The following is a 15,950-nucleotide window of genomic DNA, read 5'->3' on the forward strand; positions in this document are numbered from 1 at the left end:
CGGGCCACCGGGCACCCGCGGCACCGGGCCACCGGGCACCCGCGGCCCGGTCGCGCGGGTCGCAAAAGCGGTCGGTGCAGACCGGCACGCTGACAGTGATGATCGCTGATTTGCCTTCGGGTGGGGCGTCCGCGTAACTTCCTTTCTGCACACGGAAGGCCGGACGAACCGGCCGGAAGTGGGCATCAGGATCGTGGCGGAAGCGCCGAGCGATGCTGGAACCGGGTGGTGCGAAGTTTCCCAGAACTTGGGGTTGCGAACGCGAAGCCGACCGGGTAGATTACCAAAGCCGGCAGGGAGCCGGGCGAGCGTAGCGCGAGCGAACGCTGGCCGGTCTGCCGATCCCACGACAGTAACGACCGCCGATCACGGCGTGCGTAAAACGTGGAAATGGCTGAGTAGAACTGAAGGATCGCGAAAGCGAATTTGACAGTGAAAGCCAGTCGCAGTAACTTAGAGAAGTTGCCCCGGAAGGGAAGCCGCTAAAGCGGTGGCCGGACGGTGTGTGGTTGTTCTTTGAGAACTCAACAGGGTGCTTGATAAGCCAGTGCCAATTTGTTTATACCCCGTGCTGACTGGGCTTTCGGGTTTGGTTGGTGGGGATTCCTTTGGCAACATGTTGTTTGTTGTCGGGATGTGCTGTTCGACAAGATTTTTGTTGGAGAGTTTGATCCTGGCTCAGGACGAACGCTGGCGGCGTGCTTAACACATGCAAGTCGAGCGGAAAGGCCCTTCGGGGTACTCGAGCGGCGAACGGGTGAGTAACACGTGAGTAACCTGCCCTAGGCTTTGGGATAACCCTCGGAAACGGGGGCTAATACCGGATATGACCTTCTTCCGCATGGTGGGGGGTGGAAAGTTTTTCGGCCTGGGATGGGCTCGCGGCCTATCAGCTTGTTGGTGGGGTGATGGCCTACCAAGGCGACGACGGGTAGCCGGCCTGAGAGGGCGACCGGCCACACTGGGACTGAGACACGGCCCAGACTCCTACGGGAGGCAGCAGTGGGGAATATTGCACAATGGGCGGAAGCCTGATGCAGCGACGCCGCGTGAGGGATGACGGCCTTCGGGTTGTAAACCTCTTTCAGCAGGGACGAAGCGCAAGTGACGGTACCTGCAGAAGAAGCACCGGCCAACTACGTGCCAGCAGCCGCGGTAAGACGTAGGGTGCGAGCGTTGTCCGGATTTATTGGGCGTAAAGAGCTCGTAGGCGGCTTGTCGCGTCGACCGTGAAAACTTGGGGCTCAACCCCAAGCCTGCGGTCGATACGGGCAGGCTAGAGTTCGGTAGGGGAGACTGGAATTCCTGGTGTAGCGGTGAAATGCGCAGATATCAGGAGGAACACCGGTGGCGAAGGCGGGTCTCTGGGCCGATACTGACGCTGAGGAGCGAAAGCGTGGGGAGCGAACAGGATTAGATACCCTGGTAGTCCACGCTGTAAACGTTGGGCGCTAGGTGTGGGGGGCCTCTCCGGTTTCCTGTGCCGCAGCTAACGCATTAAGCGCCCCGCCTGGGGAGTACGGCCGCAAGGCTAAAACTCAAAGGAATTGACGGGGGCCCGCACAAGCGGCGGAGCATGCGGATTAATTCGATGCAACGCGAAGAACCTTACCTGGGTTTGACATGGCCGCAAAACTTCCAGAGATGGGAGGTCCTTCGGGGGCGGTCACAGGTGGTGCATGGCTGTCGTCAGCTCGTGTCGTGAGATGTTGGGTTAAGTCCCGCAACGAGCGCAACCCTCGTTCGATGTTGCCAGCGCGTTATGGCGGGGACTCATCGAAGACTGCCGGGGTCAACTCGGAGGAAGGTGGGGATGACGTCAAGTCATCATGCCCCTTATGTCCAGGGCTTCACGCATGCTACAATGGCCGGTACAATGGGTTGCGATGCCGTGAGGTGGAGCGAATCCCAAAAAGCCGGTCTCAGTTCGGATCGGGGTCTGCAACTCGACCCCGTGAAGTCGGAGTCGCTAGTAATCGCAGATCAGCAACGCTGCGGTGAATACGTTCCCGGGCCTTGTACACACCGCCCGTCACGTCACGAAAGTCGGCAACACCCGAAGCCGGTGGCCCAACCCTTGTGGAGGGAGCCGTCGAAGGTGGGGCTGGCGATTGGGACGAAGTCGTAACAAGGTAGCCGTACCGGAAGGTGCGGCTGGATCACCTCCTTTCTAAGGAGCACCATCCAGTGAAAGCTGGTATGGAGCCCGCGGCCTGCGGATGTCGGGTCGGGGTGCTCGAATGGCGGAGACACTGGTGAGTTTTTTCCTGGCAACGGCCGTGATGATCTAGTACAGCTGCTTTCGGGTGGTGGGAACGGTCGGGTCGGTGCGGCTGGGAAGGGACGGAGAGCACCCTGTTGGGTCCTGAAGGAACAATCCTCGTGGTTGTTTTTTCGGAGCCTTTGGATGAGCGGAAGCTTGTTGAAGGTTGCCAGGCATGGCCTGGCCTTGCATACCGGATTCTGTTCTGCCTGTGGGTGGGGTGGGGTTGCTGGTGTGGGGTCGTGGGGTTGTGGGTTGGTTGTTTGTTGAGAATTGCACAGTGGACGCGAGCATCTTTGTGGTCAAGTTGTCAAGGGCGAACGGTGGATGCCTTGGCACCAGGAGCCGATGAAGGACGTGGGAGGCCGCGATAGGCCTGGGGGAGCTGTCAACCGAGCTGTGATCCCAGGGTGTCCGAATGGGGAAACCTGGCACCAGTCATGTGGTGTCACCTGCATCTGAACACATAGGGTGTATGGGGGGAACGCGGGGAAGTGAAACATCTCAGTACCCGTAGGAAGAGAAAACAAATAGTGATTCCGTGAGTAGTGGCGAGCGAAAGCGGATGTAGGCTAAACCGGTTGCGTGTGATACCTGTCAGGGGTTGCGTGGTCGGGGTTGTGGGACCCTGCTGAACAGGCTGACACTTGTTCGAGGAGTTATCAAGTTGGTGGCTAGCCGAACAGTCTGGAATGGCTGACCGTAGGCGGTGAGAGTCCGGTAGGTGAAAGTTGCTGACCTTCTGTGGGTGTTCCCGAGTAGCGGCGGACTCCTGAAATCTGCCGTGAATCTGCCAGGACCACCTGGTAAGCCTAAATACTTCCTGGTGACCGATAGCGGACGAGTACCGTGAGGGAATGGTGAAAAGTACCCCGGGAGGGGAGTGAAATAGTACCTGAAACCGTTCGCCTACAATCCGTCGGAGCCTTGCGGGGTGACGGCGTGCCTTTTGAAGAATGAGCCTGCGAGTTAGTGGCATGTGGCGAGGTTAACCCGTGTGGGGTAGCCGTAGCGAAAGCGAGTCTGAAGAGGGCGTTGTAGTCGCATGTTCTAGACCCGAAGCGGAGTGATCTAGCCATGGGCAGGCTGAAGCGCGGGTAAGACCGCGTGGAGGGCCGAACCCACCAACGTTGAAAAGTTGGGGGATGATCTGTGGTTAGGGGTGAAAGGCCAATCAAACTCCGTGATAGCTGGTTCTCCCCGAAATGCATTTAGGTGCAGCGTCGTGTGTTTCTTGCCGGAGGTAGAGCACTGGATGGTCTAGGGGGCCTACAAGCTTACCGAAATCAGCCAAACTCCGAATGCCGGTAAGTGAGAGCGCGGCAGTGAGACTGCGGGGGATAAGCTTCGTAGTCGAGAGGGAAACAGCCCAGATCACCAGCTAAGGCCCCTAAGCGTGTGCTAAGTGGAAAAGGATGTGGGGTCGCATAGACAACCAGGAGGTTGGCTTAGAAGCAGCCATCCTTTAAAGAGTGCGTAATAGCTCACTGGTCAAGTGGTTCCGCGCCGACAATGTAGCGGGGCTCAAGCACACCGCCGAAGCTGTGGCACTCACATGATACTTCGTCAGGCATTTTGGTGTCTGGTGCAGGTGTGTGGGTGGGTAGGGGAGCGTCGTGCCGGGGGTGAAGCAGCGGGGTGACCTAGTTGTGGACGCGGCACGAGTGAGAATGCAGGCATGAGTAGCGAAAGAAGGGTGAGAAACCCTTCCGCCGGATGACCAAGGGTTCCAGGGCCAGGCTAATCCGCCCTGGGTGAGTCGGGACCTAAGGCGAGGCCGAGAGGCGTAGTCGATGGACAACGGGTTGATATTCCCGTACCCGCGAAGGAGCGCCCGTGATGAACCTTGCTGTGCTAACCACCTGAACTGTTGGCGGTCTTCGGACCGAGAATGGGGAGGCTGGGAACCTGGTGGGTAGTAGTCAAGCGATGGGGTGACGCAGGAAGGTAGCTGAGCCCGGCCGGTGGTTGTGCCGGGGTAAGCGTGTAGGCCGTGCCGTAGGTAAATCCGCGGTACACAGGGCTGAGACGTGATGCCGAGCCGATTCAGGTGAAGTCAGTGATCCTATGCTGCCGAGAAAAGCCTCTAGCGAGTTCTTAGCGGCCCGTACCCCAAACCGACACAGGTGGTCAGGTAGAGAATACCGAGGCGATCGGGCGAACTGTGGTTAAGGAACTCGGCAAATTGCCCCCGTAACTTAGGGAGAAGGGGGGCCGGAGACGTGAAGCCCCGTGCGGGTGGAGCGTTGTATGGCCGCAGAGAGCAGGGGGAAGCGACTGTTTACTAAAAACACAGGTCCATGCGAAGAAGTAATTCGATGTATATGGACTGACGCCTGCCCGGTGCTGGAACGTTAAGGGGACCTGTTAGCTCCTTTTGGGGGCGAGGCGGAGAACTTAAGCGCCAGTAAACGGCGGTGGTAACTATAACCATCCTAAGGTAGCGAAATTCCTTGTCGGGTAAGTTCCGACCTGCACGAATGGCGTAACGACTTCCCCACTGTCTCAACCACAGGCCCGGCGAAATTGCAGTACGAGTAAAGATGCTCGTTACGCGCGGCAGGACGGAAAGACCCCGGGACCTTTACTATAGCTTGACATTGGTATCTGAATGGGCTTGTGTAGGATAGGTGGGAGCCGGTGAAACCTGTACGCCAGTATGGGTGGAGGCAATCTTGAAATACCACTCTGGTTGATTTGGGTATCTAACTTCGGACCGTTATCCGGTTCAGGGACAGTGTCTGGTGGGTAGTTTAACTGGGGCGGTTGCCTCCTAAAGGGTAACGGAGGCGCCCAAAGGTTCCCTCAGCCTGGTTGGCAATCAGGTGTTGAGTGCAAGTACACAAGGGAGCTTGACTGTGAGACTGACAGGTCGAGCAGGGACGAAAGTCGGGACTAGTGATCCGGCACTTGCGTGTGGAAGCGGTGTCGCTCAACGGATAAAAGGTACCCCGGGGATAACAGGCTGATCTTCCCCAAGAGTCCATATCGACGGGATGGTTTGGCACCTCGATGTCGGCTCGTCGCATCCTGGGGCTGTAGCAGGTCCCAAGGGTTGGGCTGTTCGCCCATTAAAGCGGTACGCGAGCTGGGTTTAGAACGTCGTGAGACAGTTCGGTCCCTATCCGCCGTGCGCGTAGGATACTTGAGAAGGGCTGTCCCTAGTACGAGAGGACCGGGACGGACGAACCTCTGGTGTGCCAGTTGTCCCGCCAGGGGCACGGCTGGTTAGCTACGTTCGGAAGGGATAACCGCTGAAAGCATCTAAGCGGGAAGCCTGCTTCAAGATGAGGTATCCCATCCCACTTTGTGGGGGTAAGGCCCCCAGCTAGACGACTGGGTTGATAGGCCGGAAATGTAAGCTCGGTAACGGGTTCAGTTGACCGGTACTAATAGGCCGAGGACTTGACAACAAGGCTGCTACGCGTCCACTGTGCAACTCTGAACAAATACCAGACAACCCTCCGCACGCTGGGTGTGGGTGTGTGTGTTGTTTGATATGTTCATAAGGTTACGGCGGTCATGGCGGAGGGGAAACGCCCGGTTACATTCCGAACCCGGAAGCTAAGCCCTCCAGCGCCGATGGTACTGCACTCGGGAGGGTGTGGGAGAGTAGGACACCGCCGGACAATCACTGTGGAATGCCCACCCCTTTACGGGGGTGGGCATTCTGCATTTCCGGCCGGCTATCCGACGTCGACCCGCCGTGGACCGGGCAACCCCCGGTCCGCACACCGTTGCGGATCTGCCGCATCAGCCCCGGGTCTGCACGCCGTCGCGGATCTGGCGGAACAGGTCGGCCGACTCGTCGACGGAACGGTTGGCGAACATGCCCATCGCGACGCTGCCGTGATCGGCCCAGCCGCAGACCGCGAAGTCGCCTCCGTCGCCGCTGGTCCGCCCGCACTTCATCACACCGCCGTACCTCCCGGCAGGCACCCCGCGCAGGTCGGTCACCCGGCCGGTCTCGTCCGCCATCAGACCGAAGAGGCTGTCCAGGTCGCGTTCCGGCTGCCAGAGCAGGGTGGTGCCGCCGAAGAACAGCACCGCCCGCTTCTCGTCGGCGGGGTCGCTGTACACCGTGCCGACGCTGCGGTCCAGTTCGATGTCGGCGGCGAAACCGCTGCGCAGGTAGTCGGCGGTGCTGCGGGCCCGGTCCGAGTCGTCACGGGTGAGACCGGCCACCCGGTCGGGGGTGCCGAGCCGGACGTCCTTCTCCCGGGCGATCCGCCAGCCGGCGGTGCCCAGCGCGGCGGCACCGGCCAGGCCGACCACCAGGGCGACGGTCAGCGCGATCCGCCGCCGTCGGGACGCCGGACCCTTCGGCGGTGAGCCGCCTGCCGGGTCGTGGGTGCTCAGCGTGATCGGTTCGTCGGTCAGCTCGACCGGCTCCGGCCCCTCGACGAGCTGCCGCTCGGTGAGATGTGCGTCGGACATGTTCGCCACCGTACGCGAATGACCGGTGGCGCACGTCAGCTCCGCGGAAGCGCTCCGTAGACTTTTGCGGGTGACCGAGAGACTGGATGCCCGACGCCCCGACGCCCCGACCCTTGCCGGCCAGTACCAGCCCGGTGAGGTAGAGCAGCGACGGTACGAGCAGTGGGTAGCCGCCGGCCACTTCCGGGCGTCGGCGCAGAGTGACCGGCCGGCCTTCACCATCGTCATCCCCCCGCCGAACGTGACAGGCGTTCTGCACATGGGGCATGCCCTGGACCACACCGTCCAGGACTCCCTGGTGCGCCGCAAGCGGATGCAGGGGTACGAGGCGCTCTGGCTGCCCGGCATGGACCACGCCGGTATCGCCACCCAGAACGTGGTGGAGCGGCAGCTCGCCGGTCAGGGGTTGTCCCGGCACGACCTCGGCCGGGAGAAGTTCGTCGAGCGGGTCTGGCAGTGGAAGGCGGAGTCCGGTGGGGCGATCCTCGGCCAGATGCGCCGCCTCGGCGACTCGGTCGACTGGGACCGCGAGCGCTTCACCATGGACGAGGGCCTGTCCCGGGCCGTGCAGACCATGTTCAAGAAGCTCTACGACGACGGCCTGATCTACCGGGCCAACCGGATCATCAACTGGTGCCCGCGCTGCCTGACCGCGCTGTCCGACATCGAGGTCGAGCACACCGAGGACGAGGGCGAGTTGGTCTCGATCCGGTACAGCGACGACGTGGTGGTCGCCACCACCCGGGCCGAGACGATGCTCGGGGACACCGCTGTGGCCGTGCACCCGGACGACGAGCGGTACCGGCACCTGGTCGGCACCGAGGTCGAGGTGCCGCTGACCGGCCGGCGCATCCCGATCGTGGCCGACGAGCACGTCGACCCCGCGTTCGGTACCGGCATGGTCAAGGTCACCCCGGCGCACGACCCGAACGACTTCGAGATCGGCCAGCGGCACGACCTGCCCGCACTGACGATCATGGACGAGCGGGGTGTCATCACCGCGCCCGGCCCGTTCCAGGGCCTGGACCGGTACGAGGCCCGCCCGGCCATCGTCGCCGCCCTGCGCGAACAGGGCCGGGTCGTGGCCGAGAAGCGGCCGTACCTGCACGCGGTGGGGCACTGCTCGCGGTGCCGTACCACGGTCGAGCCCCGGCTGTCGTTGCAGTGGTTCGTCAACACCACCCCGCTCGCCAAGGCGGCCGGCGACGCGGTGCGCGACGGGCGGGTGAGGATCGAGCCGGCCGAGCTGGCCAAGCGCTACTTCGCCTGGGTCGACAACATGCACGACTGGTGCATCTCCCGGCAGCTCTGGTGGGGACACCGCATCCCCGTCTGGTACGGCCCGACCGGCGAGATCGTCTGCGTCGGCCCCGACGACACGCCCCCCACCGGCGAGGGCTGGCGGCAGGACGAGGACGTCCTGGACACCTGGTTCTCCAGCGGCCTGTGGCCGTTCTCCACCCTCGGCTGGCCGGAGCAGACCCCGGACCTGGCGAAGTTCTACCCCACGACCGTGCTGGTCACCGGCTACGACATCCTCTTCTTCTGGGTCGCCCGGATGATGATGTTCGGCCTGTACGCGATGGACGGCCGGCCGCCGTTCGCCACTGTCGCCCTGCACGGCATGGTGCGCGACCAGCACGGCAAGAAGATGTCGAAGTCGTTCGGCAACGTGGTCGACCCGCTGGACTGGATCGACCGGTACGGCGCCGACGCGACCCGGTTCACCCTGGCCCGGGGCGCGAACCCCGGCGGGGACGTGCCGGTCAGCGAGGAGTGGTGCCAGGGCTCCCGCAACTTCTGCAACAAGCTCTGGAACGCCACCCGGTTCGCGTTGCTCAACGGCGCGCACACCACCGGTCCGCTGCCTGCGGCCGACCGGCTCTCCACCGTCGACCGGTGGATCCTGTCCCGGCTGGCGCACGTGACCGCCGAGGTGGACGAGCAGTTCGAGGCGTACGAGTTCGCGAAGGTGTGCGACCTGCTCTACCACTTCGCCTGGGACGACGTCTGCGACTGGTACGTGGAGCTGGGCAAGCCGGTGCTCGCCGCGGGCGGACCGGCCGCCGACGCCACCCGCCGGGTCCTCGGGCACGTGCTGGACCAGCTGCTGCGGCTGCTGCACCCGGTCGTCCCGTTCGTCACCGAGGAGCTGTGGACCGCGTTGACCGGCGGCGACACCGTCGTGACGGCGGCCTGGCCGGTCGCCGACCGTACCCTGGTGGACGACGCCGCGGAGCGCGAGGTCGGCACCGTCCAGCGGGTGGTGACCGAGATCCGGCGGTTCCGCTCCGACCAGGGGCTGCGGCCCACCCAACGGGTGGCCGCCCGGCTGGACGGGCTGGCCGGGGCGGGCATCGCGACGCACGAGCCGCTGATCCGCTCGCTGGTCCGGCTGGACGCCCCGACGGACGACTTCCAGGCCAGCGCCACCCTCGCCATGCCCGGCGAGGTCAGCGTGGCGCTGGACACCCGGGGGTCGATCGACGTGGCCGCGGAGCGGGCCCGGCTCACCAAGGACCGGGCGGCCGCCGAGAAGGAGGTCGCGCAGGCCCGCGCGAAGCTCGACAACCCGGCGTTCGTCGGCAAGGCGCCGGAACCGGTGGTCGCCAAGATCCGCGACCGGCTGGCGGTCGCCGAGGCCGACCTGGTCCGGATCGACACCGCTCTGGAGGCGCTTCCCTCGTGACCGACCGCACCGACCGCACCGACCACACCAGCCGGCCCGGGGCCGGCGAGTTCGCCGCCGTCGACGCCGAGCTGGCCGCGCGCGGGTTCACCCGGATGCACTTCGAGCTGGACCGGATCGAGACGCTGCTTGACCTGCTGGGCAGCCCGCAGCGGGCGTACCCGTCGATCCACCTCACCGGGACGAACGGCAAGACGTCCACGGCCCGGATGATCGACTCGCTGCTGCGGGCCTTCGGCCTGCACACCGGTCGCTACACCAGCCCGCACCTGGAGACCGTCCGGGAGCGGATCAGCCTGGACGGGGAGCCGGTCGACGAGGCCCGCTTCGTCGCCACGTACCGCGAGGTGAAGCCGCTGGCCGACCTGGTCGACCAGCGGTCGGCCGAGCCGCTCACCTACTTCGACCTGACCACCGCGCTGGCCTTCGCCACGTTCGCCGACGCGCCGGTCGACGTGGCGGTGGTGGAGGTGGGTCTGGGCGGTGCCGAGGACGCCACCAACGTGCTCCAGGCCGGGGTGGCGGTGCTCACCCCGATCGGGTTGGACCACACCGAGTGGCTCGGCGACACCCTGGAGGACATCGCCCTGCACAAGGCCGGCATCATCCACTCCGGCGCGACGGTGATCGCCGCCGCCCAGGAGGAGGAGGCGGCCCGGCCGATCCTGGAACGGTGCGCCGAGGTCGGTGCCACCGTCGCCCGGGAGGGCGCGGAGTTCGGGGTGCTGCGCCGGGCGGTCGCCGTCGGTGGCCAGGTACTGACCATCCAGGGCCTCGGTGGGGTGTACGAGGAGGTCTTCGTCCCGCTGCACGGCGCGCACCAGGCGCAGAACGCCGCGGTGGCGCTCGCCGCCGTCGAGGCGTTCCTCGGGGCCGGGGCGAAGCGGCAGCTCGACATCGAGGCGGTCCGGGAGGGCTTCGCCTCGACCAGCTCCCCGGGGCGGTTGGAGAAGGTCCGCAACGCCCCGACGGTGCTCCTGGACGGGGCGCACAACCCGCACGGGATGGCGGCCACGGTCACCGCGCTCCAGGAGGAGTTCGCGTTCAGCAAGCTGGTCGGGGTGCTCGCCGTGCTCGGCGACAAGGACGCCGCCGGCCTGGTGGAGCTGCTGGAGCCGGTGCTCGACTCGCTCGTGGTCACCCGTAACACCTCGCCCCGGGCGATGCCCGCCGACGAGCTGGCCGAGCTGGCCCGGGAGGTCTTCGGACCGGACCGGGTGCAGGTGGCCGCCGACATGCCGGACGCCATCGAGGCGGCCGTCGCCGAGGCCGAGGCCGACGTCCCCGGGGAGTTGTCCGGGGTGGGGGTGCTGGTCACCGGCTCGGTGGTGACGGTGGCCGACGCCCGACGGCTGCTCAAGCGATGACCGGGCCGGGGCCGGACCGCCCGGACCCGGTCACCCCGGGCGACCGGTCGTCCCCGCCCGGGACGACCCGACCCGGGGACACCCGGCCGGGAGGAGCGCCGACCGGGGACCTCCCGTCGGGGGAGGCCCCGGCCGGGGATGGCGGGGCGTCGGCGGGGCACCCCGGGCGGCGTTCCGGGCTGCGTAACCCGGAGGCGGCCGTCCGTGGCCTCGGTGCCGGGACGCTCGGGCTGGAGGCGCTGGTCCTGCTGCTCGCCATCCAGCCGATCCGGGTGGTCGGCGGGGACTTCGGCGGCGCGGCGATCGCGGCCACCGTGGCGCTGGCCGTGGCGGCGGTGCTGCTGGCCGGGCTGATACGCCGCCGGTGGGCCTGGTCGGCGGGCACCGTGCTCCAGGGGTTGCTGCTGCTCGCCGGCCTGCTGCACTGGTCGCTGTTCGGCCTGGGCGTGATCTTCGCGCTGGTGTGGGCGTACGCGCTGCACGTGCGCCGGGTCATCCTCGGCTGAGCGGGTGCCGGGGTCATCCTCGGTTGACCGCGCGCCGGGTCGTCCCCGGCTGAGCGGGTACCGCCGGGTCGTCCCCGGCTGAGCGGGTCAGGCGTCGGCGCGTTCCCGCCACTGGGTCAGCGCGATGCCGTGCCCGTCCGGGTCGCGGAAGGCGGCGGCCCACACCTCCACCCGGGAACCCCGGTTGACCACCCGGGGCGCGTAGGTGAACCGCAGGCCGGTGTCCTTGAGCCGCCGGTAGGCCGCCTCGATGTCGTCCACCTCCAGGTTGACGTGGACCAGCCGGCGGCTCATCGGGGCCGCCCCGGTCACCTCGCGCAGCACCAGCCGGGTCGCCCCGGAGGCGAGCACCGCGTTGCCGGAGCCCCGGTCGAACTCCTCGAAGCCGAGCATGTCGCGGTAGAACTCCAGGGACCGGGCCAGGTCGGTGACCAGCAGGGTCAGCCCGACGCCACTGATCGGGGCGGCCGGGTCCTCCCGGTCGTCCCCGTCGTCCGGCGCGGTGGTCGGGTCGTACCCGAAGATCGCCTCGTCGAGCTCCGGGTCGAGCCGGCCCTCGGTGGCGGCGGGGGCGTCGAGGGGTACGTCGACCGGGTCGAGGATCGGCTCGTCGAACCGCTCCTCGGCGGGCGGGCGGGGGGTGGGCGCGGTGGTGACGGTGGCCCGGCGGGGCAACCCACCGGACGCCGGCTGCTCGACCACGGTGCCCTCCAGCACCACCGGACCGCCGGGCCGCTGGTGCACGACCACCGGCTTGCGGTCGTCGGTCAGCATCCCGAGGTCGTCCCGCAGCGACTCGGCCCGCGCCGGCTCCGGGCGGGACGCCGCCGGCCGCAGCGGGTCGGCCTGCGGCGGGTCGGCGGGCGGCGGGTCGGTGGGCAGCGGGTCGTCCCGGAACTCGTCCCGGAAGTCGTCGTCGGCCGTCCGCCCCGCCCACGGCGGTGCCTCCTGCTGGATGAGCAGGTCGTCGAGCGGCTCGGCCCCGGCGTACTCCGGCGGCAGGTCGGCCAGCGTGGAGGCCGACTCGGTGTGGGTCGGCACCTCGTCCCAGAGGACGCGGACGTGCCGCTGGTCGTCCAGGGCCACCCGGATCGGCAGGGTCTGCCCCAGCGACGGCCACTTCGCCACCGGCACCCGGGGCTCGATGATCTTCTTGGACCGGGGCGGCATGCCCGGCGCGTCGATCACGAGCTGAAGTTCGCACCGGCCGAAGGAATACTGGGTGGGCGGCTCGGAGGCGCTGTGCACGTGGCCGACGCCGACCACCCAGGTGCGCCCGCCGCCGCGCACGGTGCCCAGGGCGATGGCGAGCACCACCAGGGCCACCCCCAGCGCGACGATGGCCCAGCTGGTCATGCCCAGCCCGAACAGGACGACGAAGGTCGCCACGGTGCCGAGCACGGCGGCGATCAACTTTCGTACCGGCGCGATGGTGCGGTTCCCGCCATTCGCCACAGTGGACCTCCCAGGGGTCAGAGCCAGGCTAGGCCGGTCGGCGACCGAGGGAAAGAGCAGCCGCCGCGTCGGTGCCGGGACCGGGTCGCTAGGCTGACCGTACCCAGCCGAACCGCCATGCGCGCACAGGAGGAACCCAGCGTGTCCAACAGCAGCCCGGATGAGCGCACCCTCGTACTGATCAAGCCGGACGCGGTGCGTCGCGGCCTGGTCGGCGAGATCATCTCCCGCTTCGAGCGGAAGGGCCTGCGGATCGAGGCGCTGGAGACCCGGACGCTGGACGGCGGCTTCGCCGACCAGCACTACGCCGAGCACGTGGACAAGCCGTTCTACCCGCCGCTGAAGACGTTCATGACCAGTGGGCCGCTGGTCTCGCTGGTGCTCTCCGGCGACCAGGTGATCGACGTGGTCCGCGCGATGATCGGCAGCACCGACGGGCGTCGGGCCGCCGCCGGCACGATCCGGGGCGACCTGTCGCTGTCCAACCGGGAGAACCTGGTGCACGCCTCGGACTCGGTCGACAGCGCCAAGCGCGAGATCGCGCTCTGGTTCCCCGCCCTGGGCTGACCGTCCGCCACCCCGGTCACCCGCCGGAGCCGACCCACGGGGCCGGGCAGCAGGCGGAGCCGACCCACGGGGCCGGGCAGCAGGCGGAGCCGACCCACGGGGCCGGGCAGCGGGCGGAGCCGACCCTCCGGGCCGGGCAGCGGGCGCTACCGGGTGGGGCGGTCGCTGAAGGGGCGGCCCCGGCCGAGGGCGTCGGCGTACCCCCAGCGACCCCTGATGTCGAGCAGTTCGATCTGCCCCAGCTCCTCCGGCATCGCGGCGTCGACGGCGAGGTGGTCCTCGTACGGTTCGAGGCCGAGCAGCGCCCGCAGCAGCATCAGGGGTGCTCCGGCCGACGGCGCGTACGGGCTGTCGGTGAAGCCGTGCGGGACCGGGACGTGGGTGATGGCCCGGTCGTAGCCGGTGAGGTACGCCGGCAGCCGGCCCTGGAAGTGCCGGGCGGCGTCGAGCAGCCCGGTGGCGATCCGGCCGGCGTGTGCCCGGAAACCGGCCCGGCGCAGCCCCCAGGCGATCATCGAGTTCTCCCACGGCCAGACCGCGCCGGTGTGGTGCCCGAGCGGGTTGTACTCGGCCGCGGTGCTGGCCAGCGTGCGGATGCCCCAGCCGGAGTAGAGCGCCGGGGAGAACAGGTGCGCCACCACCTGCTCGGCGCGGTGGTCGGCGACGATGCCGGTACAGAGCAGGTGGCCCATGTTGGACGTCAGCGAGTCCAGCGGGGTGCCGTCGCCCTGCAACGCCACCGCGTAGTGGCCGCGTTCGGGCAGCCAGAAGTCCCGGTCGAACCGCTCCCGTAGCGTGGCGGCGTCGCGTTCCAGCCGGTCGGCCCAGGCCGGGTCGGCCCAGAAGCGGCGGGCCATCCGGGCGGCCCGTCGGCGGGCATCGTAGGCGTACCCCTGGATCTCGCAGATCGCCTGCGGGAAGGTGGCCGGGCGGCCGTCGTGGAAGCAGATCGCCTCGGCCGAGTTGCGCCAGCTCTCGTTCTGCGGCCCGGTGCGGGTGGGGTGGCGGGCGGACCAGACGTAGCCGGTGCCGTCCGGGTCGGCGTCGGTGTCGAGCCAGTCCAGGGCGGCCCGGACCTCGAACTCGAAGCGGCGTACCAGGTCCTCGTCACCGGTCCAGCGTTCGTACTCGTCGAGGAGGATGACGAAGAGGGCGGTGGTGTCGGCCGCGGTGAAACTGGCGGCCTCCGGGGTGTCGTTGAACGCGCCGGAGTCGCCGTAGCGGCTCTCCTGGACGATCTTGCCGGGCTGCTCGCCCCGGAACGGGTCCTGCCGGACGCCCTGGCTGAGCGCCAGGATGCGCAGCGTGTTGACCGCCCGGTCGGGCATGAAGGGCAGCGCCTGGAAGCTGCTGATCAGGCTTTCCCGGCCGAGCAGGGCCATCGACCAGGGCAGTCCGGTGGCGGGAAGGGCGGTCTGGAAGTTCAGCCCGGGGTAGTGCAGCGCGGCCAGGTCCCGGACGCCGTACTCGTACGCCTGCTGCAACGGTTTGTGGTCGGCGCGCAGCCGGGGCACCACGGCGGTCCGGTCGGCGATGTCCCGGCCCCGCTGGTGGTGGTTGCGGCCGACCGAGCTGGTCAGTCGTTCCCGCAGGTCACGGCGGTGCAGGTCGCGCAGCAGGGCGAGCACCCGCAGCCGGGTGGACCAGGTGTCGTGGGGTGCCATGGTGAACGTCCAGGTCAGGCCGCGTTCGTCGAACCGGGCCGGCGTGCTGGAGGTGATCACCGTCTCCCGGTGCAGGCCGCCCCGCTTGTAGTGCAGCCGGAGGGTGTCCTCGGCGACGGTGGCGGTCACCGGCCGGGACCGGCGGAAGCCGTCGCGCACCTCCAGCACCTCGGCGAAGTCCGCCGCCGCGTCGAGCCGGACGACGTAGCGCACCGGCTCCGGCGCGTAGTTGAACAGGGTGATCTCCTCTTCGAACTCCGGACCCACCCAGCGGTGGCGCAGCACGGAGGTGGTGGCGTTGACGTAGTGGGTGGGTTCGCCGGGCACCAGTCCGAACTTCGCCTCGTAGGTGGCGACGTCGTCGACGGAGAGCACCGAGAGGGGTTCGGCGTTGACGGTCAGCCGCCAGGTCGACAGGAACCGGGTGTCGAAGGAGAAGAGCCCGAGCGGGGTGGTCGGCTCGGTCAGCACGTCCCCGTTCTGGGCGCTGATCATGAACAGGTTGCCGGCGAAGACGCTGGTGGTCTCGTGCAGCCCGATGAAGTGGGGGGCGGTGTGCGGGACCAGATCGGCCGACGGGTCCGTCCCGGTGCTGTCGGCGGGCACCGGCAGCAGCCGCCGGAAGGTGAACAGCAGGGCGAGGTCGCCGACGACCGAGACGCTTCCCCGCAGCAGCATCGCCACGAGGTTGTCCCGCCCCGCCAGCAGCCGGGCGAACGCCGCCGGCCGGACCTCCACGGTGCAGTCGGGTCGGTCACCGGTCCGGGTGACCTGTGGCCGGCCGGCGGCGAGCCGGACGAACCAGGTGGCCGTCTCCCCGTCCTCGGCGGTGAGGTCGAAGCGGAGCAGCCCGGCGGGGGCGGCGGGCAACCGCCCCCGGCAGTCGGTGGTCAGACCGGCGAAGAACTCGTCGATCAACCCGTCCACCGGCCGCGCCCCCGTCCACCGTCACCCGCGCCCACAAAAAGGTCTAGGCGTGCTAAAAGGAACAATACGCCGCGA

7 protein-coding genes and 3 rRNA genes are annotated in these 15,950 nt (G+C 67.5%); 7 read left to right on the top strand and 3 right to left on the bottom strand.

Going from position 1 to position 15,950, the window contains the following annotated elements; all coding sequences use genetic code 11:
• The first annotated feature begins 655 nt into the window (after window positions 1–655).
• The 3 genes from GA0070623_RS24785 to rrf all read left to right on the top strand — a co-directional run bounded on the left by GA0070623_RS24785 (window position 656) and on the right by rrf (window position 5,892).
• Window positions 656–2,170: ribosomal RNA gene (locus GA0070623_RS24785) — 16S ribosomal RNA — on the top strand.
• Between the two features lie 393 nt (window positions 2,171–2,563).
• Window positions 2,564–5,676 (top strand): 23S ribosomal RNA (locus tag GA0070623_RS24790).
• Window positions 5,677–5,775: 99 nt separating this feature from the next.
• A 5S ribosomal RNA gene (gene rrf, locus GA0070623_RS24795) occupies window positions 5,776–5,892 on the top strand.
• Together the 16S, 23S and 5S rRNA genes form the textbook arrangement of a ribosomal RNA operon.
• A gap of 124 nt (window positions 5,893–6,016) precedes the next feature.
• Here rrf and GA0070623_RS24800 read toward each other — a convergent pair.
• The gene (locus GA0070623_RS24800; RefSeq protein WP_067315058.1) at window positions 6,017–6,700 is read right to left on the bottom strand and encodes a hypothetical protein; all 684 of its coding nucleotides are present in this window, start codon (window positions 6,698–6,700) and stop codon (window positions 6,017–6,019) included.
• A 70-nt stretch (window positions 6,701–6,770) separates the two neighbouring features.
• Here GA0070623_RS24800 and GA0070623_RS24805 point away from each other — a divergent pair, with 70 nt between their 5' ends.
• From GA0070623_RS24805 to GA0070623_RS24815, 3 genes are all read left to right on the top strand, one after another.
• The gene (locus GA0070623_RS24805) at window positions 6,771–9,389 is read left to right on the top strand and encodes a valine--tRNA ligase (protein ID WP_067315055.1); all 2,619 of its coding nucleotides are present in this window, start codon (window positions 6,771–6,773) and stop codon (window positions 9,387–9,389) included.
• A gap of 95 nt (window positions 9,390–9,484) precedes the next feature.
• A complete protein-coding gene (locus GA0070623_RS24810) occupies window positions 9,485–10,756 on the top strand; it encodes a bifunctional folylpolyglutamate synthase/dihydrofolate synthase (protein ID WP_231932864.1) in 1,272 nt (423 codons plus the stop codon).
• Window positions 10,753–11,262: a DUF4233 domain-containing protein gene (locus tag GA0070623_RS24815; RefSeq protein WP_084261620.1), complete on the top strand. Its 510-nt coding sequence runs from the start codon at window positions 10,753–10,755 to the stop codon at window positions 11,260–11,262. The genes GA0070623_RS24810 and GA0070623_RS24815 overlap by 4 nt, the downstream gene beginning before the upstream one ends.
• An 87-nt stretch (window positions 11,263–11,349) precedes the next feature.
• Here the strand turns inward: GA0070623_RS24815 and GA0070623_RS24820 are convergent, their stop codons facing one another.
• The gene (locus GA0070623_RS24820; protein WP_067315050.1) at window positions 11,350–12,717 is read right to left on the bottom strand and encodes a VOC family protein; all 1,368 of its coding nucleotides are present in this window, start codon (window positions 12,715–12,717) and stop codon (window positions 11,350–11,352) included.
• A 141-nt stretch (window positions 12,718–12,858) separates the two neighbouring features.
• Between GA0070623_RS24820 and ndk the strand changes: the two genes are divergently transcribed.
• Window positions 12,859–13,284, top strand: a complete 426-nt coding sequence (gene ndk / locus GA0070623_RS24825) for a nucleoside-diphosphate kinase (protein ID WP_067315060.1) — start codon at window positions 12,859–12,861, stop codon at window positions 13,282–13,284.
• A 146-nt stretch (window positions 13,285–13,430) separates the two neighbouring features.
• On the opposite strand, the gene GA0070623_RS24830 is transcribed toward ndk, so the two are convergent.
• On the bottom strand, window positions 13,431–15,875 hold the full coding sequence (locus tag GA0070623_RS24830) for a glycogen debranching N-terminal domain-containing protein (RefSeq protein ID WP_084261573.1): 2,445 nt from the start codon (window positions 15,873–15,875) through the stop codon (window positions 13,431–13,433).
• Between the last annotated feature and the right edge of the window lie 75 nt (window positions 15,876–15,950).

The organism is Micromonospora rifamycinica (genome assembly GCF_900090265.1).
GTDB classification, from domain to species: domain Bacteria; phylum Actinomycetota; class Actinomycetes; order Mycobacteriales; family Micromonosporaceae; genus Micromonospora; species Micromonospora rifamycinica.

What these genes read in the sequence shown, in the direction of transcription:
- GA0070623_RS24800 (WP_067315058.1), bottom strand. Translation starts at nt 6,700, where the DNA reads ATGTCCGACGCACATCTCACCGAGCGGCAGCTCGTCGAGGGGCCGGAG.
- GA0070623_RS24810 (WP_231932864.1), top strand. Translation starts at nt 9,485, where the DNA reads ATGCACTTCGAGCTGGACCGGATCGAGACGCTGCTTGACCTGCTGGGC.
- GA0070623_RS24815 (WP_084261620.1), top strand. Translation starts at nt 10,753, where the DNA reads ATGACCGGGCCGGGGCCGGACCGCCCGGACCCGGTCACCCCGGGCGAC.